This is a genomic window from Streptomyces sp. NPDC060028 (assembly GCF_042736725.1).
In the GTDB taxonomy this organism is placed as follows: Bacteria; Actinomycetota; Actinomycetes; order Streptomycetales; family Streptomycetaceae; genus Streptomyces.
In genome coordinates this window covers 4,371-27,148 of the sequence record NZ_JBHWVJ010000049.1, presented here as the reverse complement: position 1 = coordinate 27,148, position 22,778 = coordinate 4,371, and the positions used below count along the sequence as shown (strand labels likewise).

Annotated in this window: 16 protein-coding genes; 4 read left to right on the top strand and 12 right to left on the bottom strand. The window is 72.8% G+C overall.

Translation table 11 applies throughout. From position 1 onward, the window contains the following. The first annotated feature begins 14 nt into the window (after window positions 1-14). On the top strand, window positions 15-1,022 hold the full coding sequence (locus ACFWBF_RS23405) for a hypothetical protein (protein ID WP_385605163.1): 1,008 nt from the start codon (window positions 15-17) through the stop codon (window positions 1,020-1,022). On the opposite strand, the gene ACFWBF_RS23400 is transcribed toward ACFWBF_RS23405, so the two are convergent. The 3 genes from ACFWBF_RS23400 to ACFWBF_RS23390 form a co-directional block, all read right to left on the bottom strand. Continuing rightward, window positions 991-1,299: an AzlD domain-containing protein gene (locus tag ACFWBF_RS23400; RefSeq protein WP_385605160.1), complete on the bottom strand. Its 309-nt coding sequence runs from the start codon at window positions 1,297-1,299 to the stop codon at window positions 991-993. The two genes, ACFWBF_RS23405 and ACFWBF_RS23400, sit on opposite strands and share 32 nt — an antisense overlap. Next, window positions 1,296-1,997 (bottom strand): AzlC family ABC transporter permease, encoded by a 702-nt coding sequence (locus ACFWBF_RS23395; RefSeq protein ID WP_385605157.1) that lies wholly within the window; start codon window positions 1,995-1,997, stop codon window positions 1,296-1,298. Before ACFWBF_RS23395 ends, ACFWBF_RS23400 begins: the two co-directional genes overlap by 4 nt. Before the next feature lie 121 nt (window positions 1,998-2,118). Next, window positions 2,119-2,952, bottom strand: a complete 834-nt coding sequence (locus ACFWBF_RS23390) for an AraC family transcriptional regulator (protein ID WP_385605155.1) — start codon at window positions 2,950-2,952, stop codon at window positions 2,119-2,121. Window positions 2,953-3,032: 80 nt separating this feature from the next. Here ACFWBF_RS23390 and ACFWBF_RS23385 point away from each other — a divergent pair, with 80 nt between their 5' ends. The 3 genes from ACFWBF_RS23385 to ACFWBF_RS23375 all read left to right on the top strand — a co-directional run bounded on the left by ACFWBF_RS23385 (window position 3,033) and on the right by ACFWBF_RS23375 (window position 9,643). Beyond that, window positions 3,033-7,622, top strand: a complete 4,590-nt coding sequence (locus tag ACFWBF_RS23385; RefSeq protein ID WP_385605152.1) for an ATP-dependent helicase — start codon at window positions 3,033-3,035, stop codon at window positions 7,620-7,622. A 321-nt stretch (window positions 7,623-7,943) separates the two neighbouring features. After that, the gene (locus tag ACFWBF_RS23380) at window positions 7,944-8,774 is read left to right on the top strand and encodes a DNA-formamidopyrimidine glycosylase family protein (protein WP_385605149.1); all 831 of its coding nucleotides are present in this window, start codon (window positions 7,944-7,946) and stop codon (window positions 8,772-8,774) included. A gap of 86 nt (window positions 8,775-8,860) precedes the next feature. Continuing rightward, the gene (locus ACFWBF_RS23375; RefSeq protein ID WP_385605146.1) at window positions 8,861-9,643 is read left to right on the top strand and encodes an SDR family NAD(P)-dependent oxidoreductase; all 783 of its coding nucleotides are present in this window, start codon (window positions 8,861-8,863) and stop codon (window positions 9,641-9,643) included. Here ACFWBF_RS23375 and ACFWBF_RS23370 read toward each other — a convergent pair. From ACFWBF_RS23370 to ACFWBF_RS23330, 9 genes are all read right to left on the bottom strand, one after another. Continuing rightward, a complete protein-coding gene (locus ACFWBF_RS23370; RefSeq protein WP_385605143.1) occupies window positions 9,591-9,893 on the bottom strand; it encodes a hypothetical protein in 303 nt (100 codons plus the stop codon). The two genes, ACFWBF_RS23375 and ACFWBF_RS23370, sit on opposite strands and share 53 nt — an antisense overlap. 166 nt (window positions 9,894-10,059) lie before the next feature. Next, the gene (locus ACFWBF_RS23365; protein ID WP_007266936.1) at window positions 10,060-10,440 is read right to left on the bottom strand and encodes a helix-turn-helix domain-containing protein; all 381 of its coding nucleotides are present in this window, start codon (window positions 10,438-10,440) and stop codon (window positions 10,060-10,062) included. A 109-nt stretch (window positions 10,441-10,549) separates the two neighbouring features. Next, window positions 10,550-11,092 carry a CinA family protein gene (locus ACFWBF_RS23360; protein ID WP_385605140.1) on the bottom strand — a complete coding sequence of 181 codons (543 nt, stop codon included), beginning with the start codon at window positions 11,090-11,092 and terminating at the stop codon, window positions 10,550-10,552. Between the two features lie 23 nt (window positions 11,093-11,115). After that, window positions 11,116-11,772, bottom strand: coding sequence for a CDP-diacylglycerol--glycerol-3-phosphate 3-phosphatidyltransferase (pgsA, locus tag ACFWBF_RS23355; RefSeq protein ID WP_385605137.1), 657 nt, complete (start codon window positions 11,770-11,772; stop codon window positions 11,116-11,118). Then, entirely contained in the window at window positions 11,769-13,274 is a 1,506-nt protein-coding gene (gene rimO / locus ACFWBF_RS23350) for a 30S ribosomal protein S12 methylthiotransferase RimO (RefSeq protein WP_385605134.1), read from the bottom strand. The genes pgsA and rimO overlap by 4 nt, the downstream gene beginning before the upstream one ends. 149 nt (window positions 13,275-13,423) lie before the next feature. Continuing rightward, window positions 13,424-14,332, bottom strand: a complete 909-nt coding sequence (locus tag ACFWBF_RS23345) for a helix-turn-helix domain-containing protein (protein ID WP_385605131.1) — start codon at window positions 14,330-14,332, stop codon at window positions 13,424-13,426. A 233-nt stretch (window positions 14,333-14,565) separates the two neighbouring features. Then, on the bottom strand, window positions 14,566-17,394 hold the full coding sequence (locus ACFWBF_RS23340; protein WP_385605128.1) for a DNA translocase FtsK: 2,829 nt from the start codon (window positions 17,392-17,394) through the stop codon (window positions 14,566-14,568). 176 nt (window positions 17,395-17,570) lie between these two features. Beyond that, window positions 17,571-18,251: a two-component system response regulator gene (locus ACFWBF_RS23335; protein WP_385605125.1), complete on the bottom strand. Its 681-nt coding sequence runs from the start codon at window positions 18,249-18,251 to the stop codon at window positions 17,571-17,573. Between the two features lie 246 nt (window positions 18,252-18,497). Continuing rightward, on the bottom strand, window positions 18,498-22,778 hold a 4,281-nt coding region (locus ACFWBF_RS23330; RefSeq protein WP_385605122.1), incomplete at its 5' end, for a HAMP domain-containing protein.

Below are 22,778 nucleotides of genomic sequence, written 5' to 3'. Positions count from 1 at the left end.
CCTACGTTTCTCGCATGCCTGGAGACGAAGCTCCCCCGCCGGCCGCGCCGGCCCCGCTGGCCCGCGCCGAGCAGTTCATCTGGCTCACGGCCCGGGTGCTGGAGCAGCGGCGGTTCGCGTTCCACTTCCTCGGCGGGGACGCCGACCCGGTGGACACCGCCCTCGGCGCGTACCTGGGCGGCGACGGCGGCTACGGGCACGCGCTCGACCCCGACCTGCGCGGACCGCTGAGCCAGCCCCTGCACACCGCGCACGCCCTGCGCATCCTGGACAGCCTGGGCCGCTGCGCCGGGCAGCGCGTGGAGAAGCTCTGCCGCCATCTGACCCGGGTCTCCACCGCGGACGGCGCCCTGCCCGTGGTGCTCCCGGCCCCGCGCGGCTATCCCACGGCCCCGTACCACCCCGTGCACGACGACCCGCCGAGCGAGCTGCTGACCACCGGCCCCGTCGTCGGGGTGCTGCACCGCAACCGGGTCTGGCACGCCTGGCTGTTCCGGGCCACGGACTTCTGCTGGGACCGGGTCGAGAACCTGCGTCACTCCCATCCGTACGAGGTCCAGAGCGCGGTGGCCTTCCTCGACGGCGTCCCCGACCGGGCGCGCGCGGCGGCGGCCGCGGACCGGCTGGGGCGGCTGGTGCGCGAGCGGCGCCTGGCCGTGCTGGAGCCGGGCCGGCGCGAGGAGCATCCGGTGCCCGCCGGCTACGCGCCCGGCGAGCACCTCTTCCCGCACGATTTCGCGCGGCGGCCCGAATCCCTGGCCCGCGGCTGGTTCACGGACGCGGAGCTGGGCCGTTCCCTGGACTTCCTGGCCGCGGAGCAGCAGCCGGACGGCGGCTGGCCGGTTCGGCGCCGGGCCTGGGCGCCGGGCAGCTCGCTGGAGCGGCGGCCGATCGCCACGCTGGAGGCGCTGCTGACCCTGCGGGCGTACGGGCGCCTGCCGGCCGGGACCGGGGCCGCCGTTGCAGCCGTGGCCGCCGGGACGGCCGGGGTCAGCCGCCCAGGGCCCGTACCCCCGCGGTGACCACGACGGCGGCCGCGACCACGAGCAGGAACGGCGCCCGCAGCAGCAGCGCGACCCCGGCGGCGGCGAGCCCGGCGGCGCGGGCGTCGAGGACGAGCTCGTGCCCGGTGCTGAAGGTCTGCTGGGCGGTGAGCGCGGCGAGCAGGGCGACCGGCAGCAGCGCCGAGAGCTCGCGCACCACGGGCCGTTCCAGTGCCCCGGCGGGCACGAGCAGCCCGGCGAGCTTGACGGCGTAGCAGCCGAGGACGGTGATGGCGATGGCGATCCAGACGTTCACGAGCGGCGTCCCTTCATCCACAGCACGACGGGCGCGGCCAGCGCGGCGATCAGCACCGGCACCCCGGCGGGCAGCACGGGCAGGAATCCCAGCCCCAGGACCAGCGCGAGCCCGGCCACGGCCCGCTCGGTGGTGGTCTTCAGCATCGGCGCGAGCAGCGCGAGGAAGACGGCCGGCCCGGCGGCGTCCAGCCCCCACGCGGCGGTGTCCCCGATGGCCTCGGCGCCGAGCGCGCCCAGCAGGGTGGTCAGGTTCCACAGGACGTAGAGGCTCAGCCCGGTGACGGTGAAGCCGAGCCGGGCCGACTTCCGGTCGGGCTGGGCGAGGGCCACGGCGGTGGTCTCGTCGATCACCCAGTGCGCGGCGAAGGGCCGCACGGCGCGGGGCAGCGCGAGCAGCTGCGACAGCCGCAGCCCGTAGAAGGCGTTGCGGGTCCCGAGGAAGAACGCCCCGGCGGCGGCGGTGAACGGATTCCCGCCCGCCGCCAGCGCCCCGACCAGCGCGAACTGCGAGGCGCCGGTGAAGACCAGCAGGCTCAGCACGCAGGCCTGCAGCGCACTGACCCCCGACCCGGCGGCGGTCACCCCGAACGCGAAACCGGACAGCCCGACGGCCACCCCGACCCCGAGCGCGTCCCGCACGACGGCAGCCCGCGGCCGCCCGGTGGCGGCCCCGTCGGGGGCCTCCTGTATCACCATCTGATGTTCTCCCACGCCCCGAACGTACGCAGGACGAGGCGACCGGGTCTTGTACGTTCTTGCGCGCGGGCGGCGCCCCGGCGGGGCGGGGGCCCAGGTCGAAGGAGAAGGCCGAGGCCGCTCAGCCGGCCCGCTCCCGCCGGTAGGCGCCCGGCGGGACGCCCACGATGCGGGTGAAGTGCCTGTTCAGGTGCGGCTGGTCGGTGAAGCCGACGGCGACGGCCGCCTCCGCGGGCGCGGTGCCCGTGTCCAGGAGCCGGCGCGCCCGCCGGACCCGGGCGTCGGTCAGCCAGGTGTGCGGCGGCATCCCGTACCGCTCCCGGAAGGCCCGCAGCAGCGCGAACGGGCTCGTCCCCAGCTCCGCCGCGAGCTGCTCCAGCGACGGCGGCCCGGCCATCCGCTCCTCCAGTACGGCCCGGGCCCGCTCGGCGTCGGCGGCGCCCGCGCGCCGTGTCGTACGGGCGGGCAGCGGGCCCGCGTGCCGGCTGAGCATCCGCGCCACCACGCCCCGCAGCAGCGTGTCGGCGGCCAGCGCGTTCCCGGCCTCGGCGGCGCGGTGCACCTCGGCGATGGCCCGCGCGCCCTGCGCGTCGGCGACCACGTCGGCGGTGAAGCCGGGGGTCCCGCGCGGGGCACCGATCTCGGCGGCGACCTCGGCGATCAGGTCCCGGGAGGGGTAGAGGGTGGCGTACGCCCAGCCCTCGGGGGCGCCGGCGCGCGCGGTGTGCGGCACCTCGGGGTTGATCAGGACCACGCTGCCGGGTCCGGCCCGCACGGTGGTGCCGGGGAGGCCGATCTCCTCGATGCCGCCGGTGACGGCCGCGATGACGTACCCGTCGTGCGCGTGGCGCGGGAAGGTGTGGCGTACGTAGTGGGCGCGCAGCAGGTCCAGCCCGGGCAGCTGTGCGTACTGCCAGTGCCGTGCCCACTCCCGGCGTCCCTCGTCCGTCCCCATTCCCCCATTCTGCGCCCCGCCCGGCAGGGGCGTTCTCGCAGGTCCGGCCGGTTGTCAGTGGCCGGGTGCACGATGGGGGCATGTCCGGTACCGCGCTCGACTCGTTCTCCCCCGCGACCCGCTCCTGGTTCACGGGGGCCTTCGACAGGCCCACCGCCGCGCAGGAGGGCGCCTGGCGGGCGATCGGGCAGGGCTCGGACGTGCTCGTCGTGGCGCCCACCGGCTCCGGCAAGACCCTGGCCGCCTTCCTGGCCGCCCTCGACCAGCTGGCCTCGACACCGCCGCCGGCCGAGCCGAAGAAGCGCTGCCGGGTGCTGTACGTATCGCCCCTGAAGGCGCTGGCGGTGGACGTGGAGCGCAATCTGCGCAGCCCGCTGACCGGCATCCGCCAGGAGTCGGTGCGCCTGGGGCAGCCGGAGCCCGAGATCCGGGTCGGGATCCGCTCCGGTGACACCCCGCCCGCCGAGCGCCGGGCGCTGGCCACGCGCCCGCCGGACATCCTGATCACCACTCCCGAGTCGTTGTTCCTGATGCTGACCTCGGCCGCGCGCGACGCCCTGTCGGGCATCGAGACGGTGATCCTGGACGAGGTGCACGCGGTCGCCGGGACCAAGCGCGGCGCCCACCTGGCCCTCTCCCTGGAGCGGCTGGACGAGCTGCTGCCGCGCCCGGCCCGCCGGATCGGGCTGTCGGCGACGGTCCGGCCCGTCGACGAGGTGGCCCGGTACCTCGCACCTCGGGGCAAGGTGGAAATCGTCCAGCCGCCGTCGACCAAGGAGTTCGACCTGTCGGTGGTCGTCCCGGTGCAGGACATGGGCGAGTTGGGCGGCTCCCCGGCCACCGAGGGCCGCGAGGGCGGCGACAAACCCTCCATCTGGCCGCATGTGGAGGAGCGGATCGCGGACCTGGTGCAGTCCCACCGCTCCACCATCGTGTTCGCCAACTCCCGCCGGCTCGCGGAGCGGCTCTGCAACCGGCTCAACGAGATCGCGTACGAGCGGGCCATGGGCGAGAAACTCCCCGAGGGTGCGCCTCCGGCCGAGATCATGGCCCAGTCCGGCGCGGCCCAGGGCGCCCCGCCGCTGCTGGCCCGCGCCCACCACGGCTCGGTGTCCAAGGAGCAGCGGGCGCTGGTGGAGGAGGACCTGAAGGCGGGCCGGCTGCCCGCCGTGGTCGCCACCTCCAGCCTCGAACTGGGCATCGACATGGGCGCGGTGGACCTCGTGGTCCAGGTGGAGTCCCCGCCCTCGGTGGCCTCCGGGCTCCAGCGCGTGGGCCGCGCCGGGCACCAGGTGGGCGCGGTCTCCACCGGTGTGGTCTTCCCCAAGTACCGGGGCGACCTCGTCCAGGCCGCCGTGGTCACCGAGCGGATGCGCACCGGCTCGATCGAATCCCTGCGGATCCCCTCCAACCCCCTCGACGTCCTCGCCCAGCAGCTCGTCGCCATGACCGCCATGGACACCTGGCAGCTGGACGACCTCCTCGCGCTGGTCCGGCGCGCGGCCCCCTTCGCGGCGCTGCCGGAGTCGGCGTTCACGGCGGTGCTGGACATGCTCGCGGGCCGTTATCCGTCGGACGCGTTCGCCGAGCTCAGACCCCGCGTGGTGTGGGACCGCGTGGCCGGCACGATCACCGGCCGGCCCGGCGCCCAGCGCCTCGCGGTCACCTCCGGCGGCACCATCCCCGACCGCGGGCTGTTCGGCGTCTTCCTGGCCGGCTCCGACCCGAAGAAGGGCGGCGGCCGGGTCGGCGAGCTCGACGAGGAGATGGTCTACGAGTCCCGCGTGGGCGACGTGTTCACCCTGGGCACCACCTCCTGGCGCATCGAGGACATCACCCGCGACCGGGTCCTGGTCACCCCCGCCCCCGGGGTCCCGGGCCGGCTGCCGTTCTGGAAGGGCGACCAGCTGGGCCGCCCGCTCGAACTGGGCCGCGCGGTCGGCGCGTTCCTGCGCGAGCTCGGCGCCCTCTCCGAGGAGGACGGGCGGCTGCGCCTGCTGGCGGCGGGCCTCGACGCCTGGGCCGCGGAGAACGTACTGGCGTACCTCACCGAGCAGCGCGAGGCCTGCGGGCACGTCCCGGACGACCGGACGATCGTCGTCGAGCGGTTCCGCGACGAGCTCGGCGACTGGCGGGTCGTGGTCCACTCCCCCTTCGGAGCCCAGGTGCACGCCCCGTGGGCGCTGGCGCTGAGCGCCCGGCTCGCGGAGAAGTACGGCATGGACGCGCAGGTGATGCACGCCGATGACGGCATCGTGCTGCGCCTGCCGGATGCGGACCTGCTCTCCATGGACCTCCTCGACCACGACCCCGCCCACACGGCCACCTTCGAGTTCGACGACGAACAGGCCCCGCTGGGCGCGGCGGACGTCGCCTTCGACCACGGCGAGATCAACCAGATCGTCACCGACCAGGTGGGGGGCTCCGCGCTGTTCGCCTCCCGCTTCCGCGAGTGCGCCGCCCGCGCCCTGCTGCTGCCGCGCCGCAATCCGGGCAAGCGCACCCCGCTGTGGCAGCAGCGCCAGCGCGCCTCCCAGCTCCTCCAGGTGGCCTCGGAGTTCGGCTCGTTCCCGATCGTGCTGGAAGCCGTACGGGAATGCCTCCAGGACGTCTTCGACGTGCCCGGCCTGACCGAGCTGATGGGCGACATCGAGGCGCGCCGGGTCCGCCTCGTCGAGGTCACCACCGCGGAGCCCTCCCCGTTCGCCCGCTCCCTGCTCTTCGGTTACGTCGCCCAGTTCCTCTACGAGGGCGACTCCCCGCTCGCCGAGCGCAGGGCGGCGGCCCTCTCCCTGGACTCCCGGCTGCTGGCCGAACTGCTCGGCCAGGCGGAGCTGCGCGAGCTGCTCGACGCACAGGTGCTGGAGGAGTTGGAGCGGGAGCTCCAGTGGCTGACGCAGGACCGCCGGGCCAAGGACGCCGAGTCGGTGGCGGACCTGCTGCGCCTGCTGGGCCCGCTGACCCCCGGGGAGCTGGGCGAGCGCGGCGCGGAGCCGTCCTGGGCCGAGGCGCTGGCCGACGCCCGCCGGGCCATCCGGGTCCGGATCGGCGGGCTCGACCACTGGGCGGCGATCGAGGACGCGGGCCGGCTGCGGGACGCGCTGGGCACCGCCTTGCCCGTGGGGGTCCCGGAGGCGTTCACCGAGCCGGTCAAGGACCCGCTGGGCGACCTCCTCGCCCGCTACGCGCGCACCCACGGGCCGTTCACCACGACCGCCGTCGCCACCCGCTTCGGCCTCGGCACGGCGGTGACGGACGGGGCCCTGCACCGGCTGGCGGCGGCCGGGCGGGTGGTCCAGGGCGAGTTCCATCCGGCGGGCATCGGCCAGGAATGGTGCGACGCGACGGTGCTGCGCAGGCTGCGCCGCCGCTCGCTGGCCGCGCTGCGCCAGGAGCTGGAGCCGGTCCCGCCGACCTCGCTGGCCACCTTCCTCCCGCAGTGGCAGCACCTGGGCGGGGCGCTGCGCGGCATCGACGGCCTGGCCCGCGCGATCGAGCAGCTCCAGGGCGCCCCGGTGCCGGCCTCCGCACTGGAGCGCCTGATCCTGCCCTCGCGGGTCGCCGGGTACTCCCCGAACCTGCTGGACGAGCTCACCACCTCCGGCGAGGTGGTCTGGGCCGGCGCGGGGGCCCTGCCGGGCAAGGACGGCTGGGTCTCCCTCTACCTGGCGGACGCGGCCCCGCTGCTGCTCCCCCCGGCGCACCCGCTGGAGCTGAGCCCGCTCCACCAGGCGGTGCTGGATTCCCTCGCGGGCGGCTACGGCCTGTTCTTCCGCCAGATCACCGAGTTCGTGCGCGCCCGCCACCCGGAGACCTCCGAACTGGTCCTGTCCTCGGCCCTGTGGGACCTGGCGTGGTCGGGGCGTCTAACGAACGACACCCTGTCCCCGCTGCGGTCCCTGCTCGGCTCGGGCCGCACCGCGGGCGCCACCGCGCACCGTGCCAGGCGCACGATCCCCCGCGGCCGCTACGGCACGCTCAGCACGACCGTCTCGCGTACCGGGCCGCCCACGGTCGCCGGGCGGTGGTCGCTGCTCCCGTCCCCCGCCCCGGACCCGACCCACCGGGCGCACGCGCTGGCCCGTACCCTGCTGGACCGCCACGGCGTCGTCACCCGCGGGGCCGTGGCGGCCGAAGGGGTCGAGGGCGGCTTCAGCGCGGTCTACCGGATCCTCTCCGCCTTCGAGGACAGTGGCCAGGCCCGCCGCGGCTACGTGGTCGAGGGGCTGGGCGCGGCGCAGTTCGCGATGGACGGCGCGGTGGACCGGCTCCGCGCCGCCGAGCGGACCCCGCCCCCGCTGGCGGCGGTGGTCCTGGCGGCCGCCGACCCGGCGAACGCGTACGGCGCGGCCCTGCCCTGGCCGGAGCCGCCGACGGGCGCTTCCCACAAGCCGGGCCGCAAGGCGGGCTCCCTGGTCGTCCTGGTCGACGGGGAACTCACCCTGTACCTGGAGCGCGGCGGCAAAACCCTCCTGGCCTGGCCCGACGCGGACGACCCCCGCCTGACGGCGGCCGTGACGGCCCTGACCACCGCCTCCCGCGCAGGCACCCTCCCCGCCCTCACGGTGGAACGCATCAACGCCGCCGCCTCCCTGACGTCCCCCCTGGGCCGAACCTTGGAATCCGCCGGCTTCCACGCCACCCCCCGAGGCCTCCGCCTCCGCCCCTGACCCCACCCCCAACCAGCCTCCCCGACGTCCGCGGCCGGGGCCGGGGGGCCGGGACCCGGGAGCCGGGGCCCGAGGGGCTGGCAGCCGAGGGGGCCGGCAGCGGCGCCGCACAGGCGGGGTCCGGGGCGGAGCCCCGGGGAAACGGCGAAAGGGCGGGGCGGGGACCAGCTCCGCGCAGCGGCTTTCCCGGCGCCCCCGCCCCGCGCAGCGGCTCCCCCGGGCGGCGCCCCCGACGACCCCGCCCGGCGCAGCCGAACCGCCGACGCACCACCAAGCCCCCGGCAGGGCCCGGCAAGGCCCGACCCGGGCGACAATGACGGCATGCCCGAAGGAGACAGCGTCTGGCGCGCAGCGGCCCAGCTCCACGCCGCCCTGGCGGGCCACCGCCTCACCCGCTCAGACCTCCGCACCCCCCGCCTCGCCACGGTCGACCTCACCACCCGCACCACCCTCAACGTCGTCCCCCGCGGCAAACACCTCCTCGCCCGTTTCACCGGCGCCGACGACGCCACCGGCACCACCGCCGCCGCCGAGGGGCTCACCCTCCACAGCCATCTCCGCATGGACGGCGCCTGGCACGTCTTCCCCGCGGGAGCGAAGTGGCACGGCGGCCCCGCCCACGAGATCCGCGCCATCCTCGGCACCGAGACGCACACGGCCGTCGGCTACCGCCTCCCCGTCCTGGAACTGATCCGCACCGCCGACGAGGCCAAGGTCGTCGGCCACCTCGGCCCCGACCTGCTCGGCCCGGACTGGGACGCCGAAACGGCGGCGGCCAATCTCGCCGCCACCCCCGAGCGCCCGCTCGGCGAGGCCCTCCTCGACCAGCGCAACCTCGCCGGGATCGGCAACATCTACAAGTGCGAGCTCTGCTTCCTCGCCCAGGTCACTCCCTGGACCCCCGTCGGCGCGCTCCCGCGGACCACGCTCCCGCGCCTGGCGGCCGCCGCACACCGCCTGCTCGCCGCGAACATCGGCGGCCCGTACCCCCGCCGCAACACCACCGGCAGCCGCCGCCGCGGCCAGGACCTCTTCGTCTACGGCCGCGTCCACCGCCCCTGCCTGCGCTGCGGCACCCCCGTCCGCGAGGCTCCGCAGGACGCCCGGCCCACGTACTGGTGCCCCCGCTGCCAGTCCGGCCCGACGCCGTAGCCCGCGCGGCAGCCCGTAGCCCGCGCCGGCATCCCGCAGCCACCCGCCCGTTGACGGTCCGTCAGATCCAGCCGTACGGTCCCGCCATGCCCACACCCACCGCGACACCCGCCGCCGCGTACGACCTCACCGGCCGCACCGCGCTCGTCACCGGCGCAGCCAGCGGCATCGGCCGCGCCACCGCCGCACTCCTCGCCGAGGCGGGCGCGCACGTGCACTGCGCCGACCGCGACGAGCAGGGCCTCGCCGAAACGGCCGCCCTGATCGCCAAGGCCGGCGGCGCCGCCACCGTCCACACCGTCGACGTGACCGACCGGGCCGGGATCAGGGAAGCCGTCACGGCGGCCGGCCCGCTCGACATCGCCGCCGCCATAGCCGGGGTCATGCACACCAGCAGTGTGCTGGAGACGGCCGACGAGGACCTCGACCGGATCCTCGACATCAACTTCAAGGGGGTCCTGCGCACCTGCCAGGAGGCCGCCCGCTCCATGATCGCCGCAGGCCGTCCCGGTTCGATCGTCACCATGGCCTCCGGCGCCGTGGACGCCGCCCAGCCGGGCCTGCTCTGCTACAGCGCCGCCAAGGCCGCCGTCGTCCAGTTGACGAAGACCCTCGCCACCGAGGCCGGCCCGCACGGCATCCGCGTCAACGCGGTCGCACCGGGCTGGATCCGCACCCCGATGACCGGCCGCCACAGCCCCGAGGTCCAGGAGCAGACGGAGGCGGCGATGACCCGGATGTCCCCGCTGCGCCGGGTCGGCGAGCCCGAGGACATCGCCCAGGCCGTGCTCTACCTCGCCTCGGACGCCTCGTCCTTCATGACGGGCCAGATCCTTCGCCCGAACGGTGGAGTGTCGATGCCCTGGTAGCCGCCGTCTCGGCGTCCCCCGCACCCGCACCCCGCCACCTGCCGCCCGACCGCGCCCCCGACCCCGACCCCGACCGCGGCCGCGCCGACGGCCCCGGTTTGCAGTGCACCGGCAGCAGGCCCAGCCCCCACCCGCCGACCGCCACGGCGCCCTCCACGGGCCCGGAGTCCGCCGGCTCCAGCACCAGCCGCAGCACGGCCCACCACCACAGGACCCCCACCACCAGCGCGAGAGCCAGGCCCGCAGGCATACGTACCAACCGCCGCACGGCCACCTCCAGGGGCCGGGTACCCGGACTGGCCCATCCTCCCGCACCCCCTCGGCCCCCGCACCCAGAACGGCCGGGAGCCCCGGCCGGTGCATCACGCACCGGCCGGGGCTCCGGCCACACTCACACGCTCACGCAATCGCGCGACTCACGCGGCTACGACATTCACCGCTTCCACGGGTGCCTTGATGGTCACCCGCTCCGGGCCACCCGTGACCGAGGCCACGGATACCGAATTGAGCATCGGGCGGACCGGCGCAGGCACCGGTTCGCTTGCCGCGGCCGACTGTGCCAGCTCGGCCAGCGACAGCTCGTCGCTGACTTCGCGCATCAGCTCGGACATCCGTACGTCAAGCGCGTCGCAGATCGCGGAGAGCAGCTCGGAGGATGCCTCCTTCTGCCCCCGCTCCACCTCGGAGAGATAGCCGAGCGAAACTCGGGCGGACGAGGAGACTTCGCGCAGAGTACGGCCCTGGCGCTGGCGCTGCCGACGCAGCACGTCACCCAGCAGGCGACGGAGCAGAATCATCGGTGGCTCCCTCCTCTGACCGTGTAGCCGTAACCTTCACGCCCCACCGTACCGCCTCGCGCCGCGGCCGTGCGGGGAGCGATGTCGTGTTCACTCAGGGCTGCAAACATCAAATCCCCCCGTTCTGTTCCGTATCCTGCCCCCGCAGATTCTCGCGGAGTTCGCTCGAGAGAAGTTCGAGCACTGTCCGTGCACTCTCCCTACGGATTTCCGCGCGGGAGCCGTTCAACCTCAGGCGGGCCGATTTCCTGCCGCCCGGACCCGCGACGGCGACGAAAACCGTTCCCACCGGCTGCCCGTCCTGGGGGTCGGGACCGGCCACTCCGGTCGTCGCGATGCCCCAGGAGGCGCCCAGTACGCGCCGTACTCCGGCCGCCATTTCCTCCGCGACCTGCGCGTTCACCGCGCCTTCGGCCGCCAGCAGTGCGGCGTCCACTCCCAGCACCCGGTGCTTGAGCTCCGTCGCGTACGCCGTGACCGAGCCGCGGAAGGACCGGGAGGCACCCGGGACGGCCGTCAGCGCGGCGGCCACCATCCCGCCGGTCAGCGACTCCGCGACAGCGAGCGTCTCGTCACTCTCCGCGAGGAGGCGCAGGGCGTCCGCGGCGACCTCTTCGGGGCCCGGCACATTCCACGCCGTCCCATCGGCCACCGCAGAATCCCCCGCCCCGTCCGTCACCGCGCGGCTCGCTCCGCGTCCAGGCCCTTGCGCCGGAGCACGACGGCCTGGCGGATGTAATCCAAACCGGTGACCACGGTCAGCACGACGGCCACCGCCATCACCCAGAAGCGCAAGGTGGCCAGCGGTCCGGTCAGGGCGAGCACGTACATGCCGACCGCCGTCCCCTGGGCCAGGGTCTTGAGCTTGCCGCCCCGGCTGGCCGGAATCACTCCGTACCGGATGACCCAGAAACGCATGAGCGTGATCCCGAGTTCCCGCCCCAGGATCACGCCGGTCACCCACCAGGGCAGGTCGCCGAGCCACGACAGACACACCAAAGCCGACCCCATGATCGCCTTGTCGGCGATGGGGTCGGCGATCTTCCCAAAGTCCGTGACCAGGTCGTACGTACGGGCCAGATGCCCGTCGAAGATGTCCGTGATCATGGCGACGGCGAACGCCGCCCAGGCCAGCGCCCGCCAGACGGGGTCATAGCCCCCGTCGGCGAGCAGCAGCAGGACGAATCCCGGCACCAGGACGAGGCGCATCATCGTCAGGATGTTGGCGATGTTCCACAGGCTGGCCTGATTGACCGCCGCGGCCCCCAGCTTCGCGCCGGGCGCGGGCCGGCGGCCGGTCCCGCCCGCCGCAGATGCCGGGACTCCGGTCATCCGGCCGCCTCCTCAAATTCCAGGTCCAGGGGCTCGGCCACGAGGTCCACGCCCAGCGTGCCGACCACCTTGGCCGTCACGATGCGCCCGGGGACCAGACCGGTGCCGTCCGTGAAGACGACCTGGCCGTCGGTCTCGGGCGCCTGGTGGGCGGCGCGCCCGTAGGCACCCTCGCCGTCCTCCGCCTCGTCCAGCGGGACGACGGTCTCGACGAGTACCTCCAGGGTCTCCCCGATCCGCTCCTCCGCGCGCTGCGAGGTGAGCTCCTCGGCGAGCCGCTGCATGTGCGCGAGCCGCTCGGCGATGGTCTCCTCGTCCAGCTTGTTCGCGTAGGTGACGGCCTCGGTGCCGTCCTCGTCCGAGTAGCCGAAGACACCGATCGCGTCGAGGCGCGCGTGGGTGAGGAAACGCTCCAGCTCGGCGAAGTCCGACTCCTTCTCGCCGGGGAAGCCGACGATGAAGTTGGACCGTACGCCGGCCTGCGGGGCCTTGCTGCGGATGGTGTCCAGCAGTTCGAGGAACCGGTCGGTGTCGCCGAAGCGGCGCATGGCGCGCAGCACGTCGGGGGCCGAGTGCTGGAAGGAGAGGTCGAAGTACGGGACGACCTTGGGGGTCGAGGTCAGTACGTCGATCAGGCCGGGCCGCATCTCGGCGGGCTGGAGGTAGCTGACGCGGACGCGCTCGATGCCGTCCACCCCGGCCAGCTCGGGCAGCAGGGTCTCCAGCAGCCGGATGTCGCCGAGGTCCTTGCCGTACGAGGTGTTGTTCTCGGAGACCAGCATGATCTCCTTGACGCCCTGCTCGGCGAGCCAGCGCGTCTCGCCCAGCACGTCGGCGGGGCGGCGGGAGATGAAGGAGCCGCGGAAGGACGGGATGGCGCAGAAGGAGCAGCGCCGGTCGCAGCCGGAGGCCAGCTTGACCGAGGCGACCGGGCTCTTGTCGAGGCGACGGCGCAGCGGCGCGCGCGGCCCGGAGGCGGGCGCGAGGCCGTCCGGCAGGTCGGCGGGGGCCTCGGCGGGCTCGGCGGCCGGCTCCTGGGCGTGGCCCGGGAGCGAGACCTCGGCGTCCTGGCGGGCGGCCGGGCTGATCGGCAGCAGCTTGCGCCGGTCGCGCGGGGTGTGGGAGGCGTGGATGCCGCCGTTGAGGATGGTCTGGAGGCGGTCGGAGATGTCGGCGTAGTCGTCGAAACCGAGGACTCCGTCGGCCTCGGGGAGCGCTTCGGCGAGTTCCTTGCCGTAGCGCTCGGCCATACAGCCGACGGCGACGACGGCCTGGGTCTTGCCGTGATCCTTCAGATCATTGGCTTCCAGCAGGGCGTCTACGGAGTCCTTCTTGGCGGCTTCGACGAAGCCGCAGGTGTTGACGACGGCGACGTCCGCATCGGCGGCGTCCTCGACGAGCTCCCAGCCATCCGCCGCCAAGCGGCCTGCGAGCTCCTCCGAGTCCACCTCGTTACGGGCGCAGCCAAGAGTGACAAGGGCGACGGTACGGCGTTCGGGCATGGACTCAAGACTACTTCGTCCCGGCGCCGGCCCCTCCCCCAAGTCCCGCCGGAGCACGGGCACGGCAAGATCCCCGGGGTGCGGCGCGGCACCCCGGGGATCCGGAATCTCAGCTTCGGCGCTCGGAGGGCGCCCGGGGCAAGGCCAGGTCAGCCCGCCTGGGCCGCTCCCTGGCGCGGGTCGTCCTTGGTGTATGTGAGGCGTTCCACCTGACCCGACTGGAATTGGTCCTTGATCTCCTTGCCGTTCACGAAGAGCTTCACGACCCCGGCATCGCCGAGCACCAGGTCGATGGAGTCCTTGTCGGTGAAGGTCTTCGACTCGCCCTGCGCGAGGGTTCCGTCGAAGAGCAGCCGGCCGCTGTGGTCCTTGGCCGAGATCCAGCTCTCGCCGGTGTCGGCCGTCAGGACGACCGTGACGAGGTCCTTGGGCGCGGCGGCGATGGCGCTGTCCGAAGGCTCCGGCTTGGGCGCCTGCGGCTGCTGCTGGGGCTGGCCGGCGGGCTTCCCGCCGGACTGCTTGGGGGCCGGCTTCGGGGAGACGGAACCTTCCGCCACCGGCCGCTTGGGCTTCTCGTCGCCGCTGCCGAAGGCGGTGAAGCCGACGAAGCCGATCACGGCGACGATGGCGGCGACCATGGCGGCGGTCCAGTTGGGCCGCTGCCGGTCGGGACGGATCCGCTCGGCATCGAACATCGGCGCGGCGGGGGTGGGTGCCGGCCGGCCGCCGTGGGCCGCGTCGTAGCTCTCGACCAGGGGTGCCGGATCGAGGTCCACGGCGCGGGCGAGCGTGCGGATGTGACCGCGGGCGTAGACGTCGCCGCCGCACCGCGAGAAATCGTCCTCTTCGATGGCGTGCACGATCGGGATGCGCACGCGGGTGGTGGAGCTGACCTCGTCGACGGTGAGCCCGGCGGCGATCCGGGCCTTCTTCAGGGCCGTCCCGATGGACGGCCCCTCGACGGAACGTTCGACGATGCGGTCCTCGGATCCGTCGCCGGATCCGTCGCCGGTCGAAGGCTGCTCTTCTTCTGGGGAGTTGGAGTTGCCGATGGACACGAGGGCGCCTTTCGAGCGTGTAGCCACCTGCTGGCTGTCCAGTCTAGGGGGGGTACGAAAGGGTGGAGCAACCGGAGGGTGGACTTCCTACGCCATCCGAATGGTGACGGGACGCCCGGACCGGTGCGGCGGCCCGACCCCGCGCGTGGTGCCGCGTGGCCCTGCGCCGCCGCCTTGCTCAACTGGACGCGGGCCCGGGGGAAACGGTTGCCCGCCCGTCCTTTGCGGCCGGGCTACCCCTCGGTCTCCCCGCGGATGACCGCCAGGACCCCGTCCAGCTCGTCGGCCTTGACCAGGACGTCGCGCGCCTTCGAGCCCTCGCTGGGGCCCACGATCCCCCGCGATTCCATCAGGTCCATCAGCCGCCCGGCCTTGGCGAAGCCCACCCGCAGCTTGCGCTGGAGCATCGAGGTCGACCCGAACTGCGTGGAGACCACCAGCTCCGCCGCCTGGCAGAGCAGGTCGAGGTCGTCGCCGATCTCCTCGTCGATCTCCTTCTTCTGCTTCTGCCCGACCGTGACGTCCTCCCGGAAGACGGGAGCCATCTGGTCCTTGCAGTGCTGCACGATCCCGGCGATCTCGTCCTCGGTGACGAAGGCGCCCTGGAGCCGGACGGGCTTGTTCGCCCCCATCGGCAGGAACAGCCCGTCACCCTTTCCGATGAGCTTCTCGGCGCCCGGCTGGTCGAGGATGACCCGGCTGTCCGCGAGCGAGGAGGTGGCGAAGGCGAGCCGCGAGGGCACGTTCGCCTTGATCAGGCCGGTCACCACGTCCACCGAGGGCCGCTGGGTCGCGAGCACCAGGTGGATGCCGGCAGCGCGGGCCAACTGGGTGATGCGGACGATGGAGTCCTCCACGTCCCGCGGGGCCACCATCATCAGGTCGGCGAGCTCGTCGACGATCACCAGCAGGTACGGGTAGGGGCTGAGCTCGCGCTCGCTGCCCGGCGGCAGCTTGACCTTGCCGTCCCGGATCGCCTTGTTGAAGTCGTCGATGTGGCGGTAGCCGAAGGCGGCCAGGTCGTCGTAGCGCAGGTCCATCTCGCGCACGACCCACTGGAGCGCCTCGGCGGCCCGCTTCGGGTTGGTGATGATCGGCGTGATCAGGTGCGGGATGCCCTCGTACGCCGTCAGCTCGACCCGCTTGGGGTCGACCAGCACCATCCGTACGTCCTCCGGGGTGGCCCGGACCATGACGGAGGTGATCAGGCAGTTGATGCAGGAGGACTTGCCGGAGCCGGTCGCGCCGGCCACCAGCACGTGCGGCATCTTCGCCAGGTTGGCCATGACGTAGCCGCCCTCGACGTCCTTGCCGAGCGCCACGAGCATCGGATGGTCGTCCTCGGCCGCGTCCGCGAGGCGCAGTACGTCGCCCAGGTTGACCATTTCGCGGTCGGTGTTCGGGATCTCGATGCCGACGGCCGACTTGCCCGGGATCGGGCTGATGATGCGCACGTCCGGGGAGGCCACGGCGTACGCGATGTTCTTGGCCAGCGCCGTGATCCGCTCGACCTTCACGGCGGGTCCGAGCTCCACCTCGTAGCGGGTGACCGTCGGGCCGCGGGTGAAGCCGGTGACCTTCGCGTCGACCTTGAACTCCGTGAAGACGTTCGTCAGCGAGGCGACGACCGCGTCATTGGCGGCGCTACGGGTCTTCCCCGGCCCGCCGCGCTCCAGCAGGTCCAGCGAGGGCAGGGCGTACGTGATGTCCCCGCGCAGCTGGAGCTGCTCGGCGCGGGGCGGCAGCGGCTGGCTCTGGGGCGGGGTCTTGGTCAGATCGGGCACCGCCAGCGTCCCGGAGGCCGCGGCGGTGGTGGCGTGCGGAGCCTGCGCGCCGACGGCGGGCACGGGCGCGGCGGAGGTCTGCGGGGCGGGAGTCTGCGCGGCGGGAGTCTGCGGGGCCTCCTCACGGGCGGGCGGCACCGGAGCGGTGATCTCCACGCCCCCGCGCTCGGCGGAGATGCCGTGCGTGAGGTCGGCCACGAGCGGGGAAGGCGGCATTCCGCCGTAGACCACCCCGTCCAGCGCGGCGGCGGCCGCCGCGGCCACGTCGACGGCGTCCATCTCCCGGTCCATGGCGGGCCGGACCGAGGACCGCCGCGGGCGCCGCCGCCGGGACAGCGCCTCGTCCTCGGCGGCCTCGGCGCGATCCCCGGAACCGGAGTCGGGCCCGGCGCCGGAGGCCGACCCGGTACGGGCCCGCCACTGCTCCGGATCGTGCCGTTCGGCGCCACCGCTCTCGAACTCGTCCCCGTAACCCTCGTCGTATTCGTTCGGCGCGATGATCCCGAGCCGGATGCCGAGCCGCCGCAGCCGCTGCGGGATCGCGTTGACCGGGGTCGCGGTGACGACCAGCAGCCCGAAGACGGTGAGCAGCACCAGCATCGGCACGGCCAGCGGCGCGCCCATGGTGAAGATCAGCGGCTTCGAGGCGGCCCAGCCGACGAGCCCGCCCGCGTTCTGCATGGCGGTGGTGCCCTCGTCGCGCCCGGGGGCGCCGCAGGCGATGTGCACGAGCCCCAGCACCCCGATGACGAGGGCGGAGAGGCCGATGCCGATGCGGCCGTTGGCGTCGGCCTGTTCGGGATGGCGGATGAAACGTACCGCCATGACGCCGAGCAGGATCGGCACGAGCAGGTCGAGGCGTCCGAAGGCGCCGGTGACCAGCATGGTGACCAGATCCCCGACCGGACCGTCCAGATTCGACCAGGTCGCGGCGGCGACGATCAGCGCGAGGGCGAGCAGCAGCAGCGCGACGCCGTCCTTGCGGTGGGCGGGGTCGAGGTTCTTCGCGCCCCGGCCGACCCCGCGGAAGACCGCGCCGACCGCGTGCGCACAGCCCAGCCACACGGCACGCACCAGCCGCACCACGCCCCCCGTCGGGGACGGCGCGGGCTTCGGCGCGACCTTCTTGACGGGGGCGCGCCGGGCGGCCGCGGCCTTCTTCGCGGGAGGCTTGCGCGCGGCAGCCGCCTTCTTCGCCGGCGCCGGAGTACGGCCGGTGCGGCCCTTCGCGGTGCCCGCGGTGCTCTGGGAACCCTTACCGGACGTACTTGAGGCCATGGGCCCGAGGTTACCGGTGTCCACGCCGGTGGACACGCGTGCCCACCCCTTCACCCGTTCGTGTCGCCTCGCCCGTGCGTGATGTGACGGGTGCTGACGTACCGCCAGACCTGACGCGCCCCCAGCCGGGGCCGGGGGCACGCCTGAAAGGGCCGGACAGTGCCGCGCGCGAGGGCTCAGCCTTGCGCGGGCAGCACGGGCGCGCCGCCGCCGGTCCCGGGCTCCAGGGCGTCGAGCGCCCGGCGCAGTCCGGTCAGCTTGCGCTCCAGATGGGCCGCGGTCGCCACCACCGCCGCGTCGGCCGAGTCCTCGCCGAGCTGCTTGGTCAGCGCCTCCGCCTGCTCCTCGACGGCCGCGAGCCGCGCGGAGAGCTCGGCCAGCAGGCCGGCCGTCTCCTTGCTGCCCTCGCCGTTGGTGCCGCCGCCCTCCAGCTGGAGCCGCAGCAGCGCCGCCTGCTCGCGCAGTTGGCAGTTCTTCGTGTACAGCTCGACGAAGACCGAGACCTTGGCCCGCAGCACCCACGGGTCGAAGGGCTTGGAGATGTAGTCCACCGCACCCGCCGCGTACCCGCGGAAGGTGTGGTGCGGACCGTGGTTGATCGCGGTGAGGAAGATGATCGGGATGTCCCGGGTCCGCTCCCGCCGCTTGATGTGCGCGGCCGTCTCGAAACCGTCCATCCCCGGCATCTGCACATCCAGCAGGATGACCGCGAAATCGTCCGTCAGCAGCGCTTTGAGCGCTTCCTCCCCCGACGACGCCCGGACCAGTGTCTGATCGAGCGCGGAGAGGATGGCCTCCAGCGCCAGCAGATTCTCCGGCCGGTCGTCGACCAGGAGGATCTTGGCCTTCTGCACCATGCCCTGTCCTCCTCGCCCCGGCATGGGGCCTCCCCGGCTCCTGGCACCGGCCTGTACGCCGGGCCCCGCCCCAGAGGACGGCATCCTTGCGCCGTCCGTCCTTGTGCCGGTCATCGTAGCCCCAGTCCCGAGATCGCCACACCCTGTCACCAAGATGTCACTGTGCACGAAGCAGAAACGTGGTGGAAGAGCAGAAGGTTCCCCGTAGGGCCCCTCCGCAATCCCCCCGCACCGCCCTGTCGGTGATCACTTTCCGCGCATGTGCCCCTCCATGACCGACAGCAGGTAGTCCGGGTCGACCGGCTTGGTGACGTAGTCCGAGGCCCCGGACTCGATCGCCTTCTCCCGGTCCCCCTTCATCGCCTTCGCCGTCAGCGCGATGATCGGCAGCCCCTCGAACTGCGGCATCCGCCGGATCGCCGAGGTCGTCGCGTACCCGTCCATCTCCGGCATCATGATGTCCATCAGCACGACCGCCACGTCGTCGTGCTGCTCCAGCACCTCGATGCCCTCCCGCCCGTTCTCCGCGTAGAGCACCGCCAGCCCGTGCTGTTCCAGCACGCTGGTGAGCGCGAAGACGTTGCGTACGTCGTCGTCCACGATCAGCACCCGCTCGCCGTGGAAGTCGTACGTCCGCGGCACGATCGGAAGCGTGTCCTCCAGCCCCCACGCGTCCGTGTCCGGCTGTCCCGGCACCTCGGCCCGCGGCAGCGGATCGCTCAGCGACTTGCGCCGCCGCCGGAACAGCGCCGACGACCCCTGCTCCGCACCCCGCTGGGCGACCGTCCGGGAATCCCAGACCGGCGCCGCCAGCCCCTGCCCCTGCTCGACCGCGGGCGCCACCGGGGCGGCCGGCAGCGCGGGCCGCGCCTCCTCGGCGGACCTGCGGTACAGCTCCCCGCGTGCCCCGCCCGGCGTGGGCGGCGCGTACCCCTGCGGCGGCAGTTCGCTCGGGTGCAGCGGCAGGTACAGCGTGAAGGTCGACCCGCGGCCGGGCTCGCTCGCCGCGTGGATCTCCCCGCCCAGCAGTCGGGCGATCTCCCGGCTGATGGACAGGCCCAGGCCCGTGCCGCCGTACTTGCGGCTGGTCGTGCCGTCGGCCTGCTTGAACGCCTCGAAGATCACCAGCATCTTGCTCGCGGCGATCCCGATCCCGGTGTCCGTCACCGAGAACGCGATCAGGTCCGCGTCCGCCTCGCGCAGCGAACCCGCCTCCAGCAACTGCTCCCGGATGGCTTGCGGCACATCGGCCCCGGCGGGCCGGATCACCAGCTCCACCGCCCCGCTGTCGGTGAACTTCACCGCGTTCGACAGCAGGTTGCGCAGCACCTGCAACAGCCGCTGCTCGTCCGTGTGCAGGGTCGCCGGAAGCTCCGGGGAGACACGTACCGAGAAGTCCAGGCCCTTCTCCGCCGTCAGCGGCCGGAAGGTGGCCTCCACGTAGTCGACGAGCTGGACCAGCGCGATCCGCGTCGGGGAGACGTCCATCTTCCCGGCCTCGACCTTCGACAGGTCGAGGATGTCGTTGATCAGCTGGAGCAGGTCCGAACCGGCGCCGTGGATGGTCTCGGCGAACTCCACCTGCTTCGGCGAGAGGTTCCCGTCCGCGTTGTCGGCGAGCAGCTTGGCCAGGATCAGCAGCGAGTTGAGCGGGGTGCGCAGCTCGTGCGACATGTTCGCCAGGAACTCGCTCTTGTACCGCATCGAGACCGCGAGCTGCTCGGCGCGTTCCTCCAGGACCTGCCGGGCTTCCTCGATCTCGGTGTTCTTCACCTCGATGTCCCGGTTCTGCTGGGCCAGCAGCTCGGCCTTCTCCTCCAGCTCCGCGTTGGCGGCCTGGAGCGCCTTCTGCCGGTTCTCCAGCTCGTCGGAGCGCTCGCGCAACTGCTCGGTCATCTCCTGCGACTGCTTGAGCAGCACCTCCGTCTTGGAGTTGACGGAGATGGTGTTGACGCTCGTGCCGATCATCTCGGCGATCTGGCTCAGGAAGTCCTTCTGGATCTGGGTGAAGGGCTGGAAGGAGGCCAGCTCGATGACGCCGAGCACCTTCCCCTCGAACAGCACCGGCAGCACGATCACATGCGCCGGCGGCGCCTCCCCGAGACCGGAGGAGATCTTCAGGTAGCCGGGCGGGGTGTTCTCGACGAGGATCGTCCGCTTCTCCTCGGCGACGGTCCCGATCAGCCCCTCCCCCGGCCGGAAGGACGTGGGCATCTGACCACCGGCGTACGCGTAATTCCCGCGCATCCGCAGCTCGTACGAGCCGTCGGCGCCCGCCTCGGTCCCGATCTCGTTGGTGCCGCCGGCCGGCAGCGCCAGGAAGAACGCGCCGTGCTGCGCCGAGACCACCGGGGTGAGCTCGCTCATGATCAGCGAGGCCACGTCGTCGAGTTCGCGCCGGCCCTGCATCAGGGCCGAGATACGGGCGAGGTTGCCTTTGAGCCAGTCCTGCTCCTTGTTGGCCAAGGTGGTGTCGCGCAGGTTGGCGATCATCGTGTTGATGTTGTCCTGGAGGACCTGGATCTCGCCCGCCGCGTCCACGTCGATCTTGAGATTGAGGTCGCCCCGGGTCACGGCCGTGGCCACGGCCGCGATGGCGCGCACCTGCCGGGTCAGGTTCCCGGCCATCTCGTTCACGGACTCCGTCAGGTCCCGCCAGGTGCCGTCGACGTCGCGCACCCGGGCCTGGCCGCCCAGGATGCCCTCGGTGCCCACCTCGCGGGCCACCCGGGTCACCTGGTCGGCGAAGGAGGACAGCTGGTCGACCATCGTGTTGATCGTGGTCTTGAGCTCCAGGATCTCCCCGCGCGCGTCGATGTCGATCTTCTTGGTCATGTCGCCCTTGGCGATGGCGGTCGTGACCATGGCGATCTGCCGCACCTGGCCGGTGAGGTTGGAGGCCATGAAGTTCACCGAGTCGGTGAGGTCCTTCCACGTCCCGGAAACCCCCGGCACGTGCGCCTGGCCGCCCAGGCGGCCCTCCGTACCCACCTCACGGGCCACGCGCGTGACCTCGTCGGCGAAGGACGACAGGGTCTTCACCATCGTGTTGACGGTGTCCGCGAGCTGCGCGACCTCGCCGCGCGCCTCGACGGTGACCTTCTTCGTCAGGTCGCCGTTGGCGACCGCCGCCGAGACCTGGGAGATGTTGCGCACCTGCGAGGTCAGGTTGTTGGCCATCAGGTTGACGTTGTCGGTCAGGTCCTTCCAGATGCCGGTGACCCCGCGCACCCGGGCCTGACCGCCCAGGATGCCCTCGGAACCCACCTCGCGGGCCACCCGCGTCACCTGCTCCGCGAAGGAGGACAGCTGGTCGACCATCGTGTTCACGGTGGTGACGAGTTCGAGGATCTCGCCCTTGGCGTCGACCGTGATCTTCTTCGAGAGATCGCCCATCGCGACCGCCGTCGTCACCTCGGCGATGTTGCGCACCTGCGACGTCAGGTTGTTCGCCATGAAGTTGACGGACTGGGTGAGGTCCTTCCAGGTGCCGGAGACACCCTTCACCTCCGCCTGGCCGCCCAGGATGCCCTCGGTACCCACCTCGCGTGCCACGCGGGTCACCTGCTCCGCGAAGTTCGAGAGCTGGTCGACCATCGTGTTGAGGGTGTTCTTCAGCTCCAGGATCTCGCCGCGGGCGTCCACGTCGATCTTCTGCGACAGGTCACCGCGGGCCACCGCGGTGGCCACCTGAGCGATGTTGCGCACCTGCGAGGTCAGGTTCCCGGCCATGCCGTTCACCGAGTCCGTCAGGTCGCGCCACACCCCGGCCACGCCCGGCACCTGCGCCTGACCGCCGAGACGGCCCTCCGTACCCACGTCCCGGGCCACCCGGGTCACCTGCTCCGCGAAGGCGGACAGCTGGTCGACCATCGTGTTGATGGTGTTCTTCAGCTCCAGGATCTCGCCGCGGGCGTCCACGTCGATCTTCTGGGAGAGGTCACCGCGCGCGACCGCCGTCGTCACCTGCGCGATCTGCCGCACCTGCGAGGTCAGGTTGCCGGCCATGAAGTTGACGGAGTCGGTGAGCTCCTTCCAGGTGCCCGAGACCCCCTCCACCCTGGCCTGGCCGCCCAGGCGGCCCTCCGTACCCACGTCCCGGGCCATCCGCGTGACCTGGTCGGCGAAGGACGACAGCTGGTCCACCATCGTGTTCACGGTGTTCTTCAGCTGGAGCATCTCGCCGGAGACGTCCACGGTGACCTTCTGCGACAGGTCGCCGTTGGCCACCGCCGTCGTCACCTGAGCGATGTTGCGCACCTGCCCGGTGAGGTTGCGGAAGGCGGTGTTCACCGAGTCGGTGAGGTCCTTCCACGTCCCCGCGGCCCCCGGCACTTGTGCCTGGCCGCCCAGTTCACCCTCGACGCCGACCTCACGGGCCACGCGCGTCACTTCCGCACCAAAGGACTGGAGCTGGTCCACCATCGTGTTGACGGTGTTCTTCAACTCCAGCATCTCGCCGGCCACATTGACGGTGACCTTCTGCGACAGGTCGCCGTTGGCCACCGCCGTCGTCACCTGAGCGAT

Bases quoted from the DNA above. Each gene is read 5' to 3' on its own strand.
- ACFWBF_RS23405 (WP_385605163.1), top strand. From the start codon at position 15: ATGCCTGGAGACGAAGCTCCCCCGCCGGCCGCGCCGGCCCCGCTGGCC.
- ACFWBF_RS23395 (WP_385605157.1), bottom strand. From the start codon at position 1,997: ATGGTGATACAGGAGGCCCCCGACGGGGCCGCCACCGGGCGGCCGCGG.
- ACFWBF_RS23390 (WP_385605155.1), bottom strand. From the start codon at position 2,952: ATGGGGACGGACGAGGGACGCCGGGAGTGGGCACGGCACTGGCAGTAC.
- ACFWBF_RS23385 (WP_385605152.1), top strand. From the start codon at position 3,033: ATGTCCGGTACCGCGCTCGACTCGTTCTCCCCCGCGACCCGCTCCTGG.
- ACFWBF_RS23380 (WP_385605149.1), top strand. From the start codon at position 7,944: ATGCCCGAAGGAGACAGCGTCTGGCGCGCAGCGGCCCAGCTCCACGCC.
- ACFWBF_RS23375 (WP_385605146.1), top strand. From the start codon at position 8,861: ATGCCCACACCCACCGCGACACCCGCCGCCGCGTACGACCTCACCGGC.
- ACFWBF_RS23370 (WP_385605143.1), bottom strand. From the start codon at position 9,893: ATGCCTGCGGGCCTGGCTCTCGCGCTGGTGGTGGGGGTCCTGTGGTGG.
- ACFWBF_RS23365 (WP_007266936.1), bottom strand. From the start codon at position 10,440: ATGATTCTGCTCCGTCGCCTGCTGGGTGACGTGCTGCGTCGGCAGCGC.
- pgsA (WP_385605137.1), bottom strand. From the start codon at position 11,772: ATGACCGGAGTCCCGGCATCTGCGGCGGGCGGGACCGGCCGCCGGCCC.
- rimO (WP_385605134.1), bottom strand. From the start codon at position 13,274: ATGCCCGAACGCCGTACCGTCGCCCTTGTCACTCTTGGCTGCGCCCGT.
- ACFWBF_RS23340 (WP_385605128.1), bottom strand. From the start codon at position 17,394: ATGGCCTCAAGTACGTCCGGTAAGGGTTCCCAGAGCACCGCGGGCACC.
- ACFWBF_RS23335 (WP_385605125.1), bottom strand. From the start codon at position 18,251: ATGGTGCAGAAGGCCAAGATCCTCCTGGTCGACGACCGGCCGGAGAAT.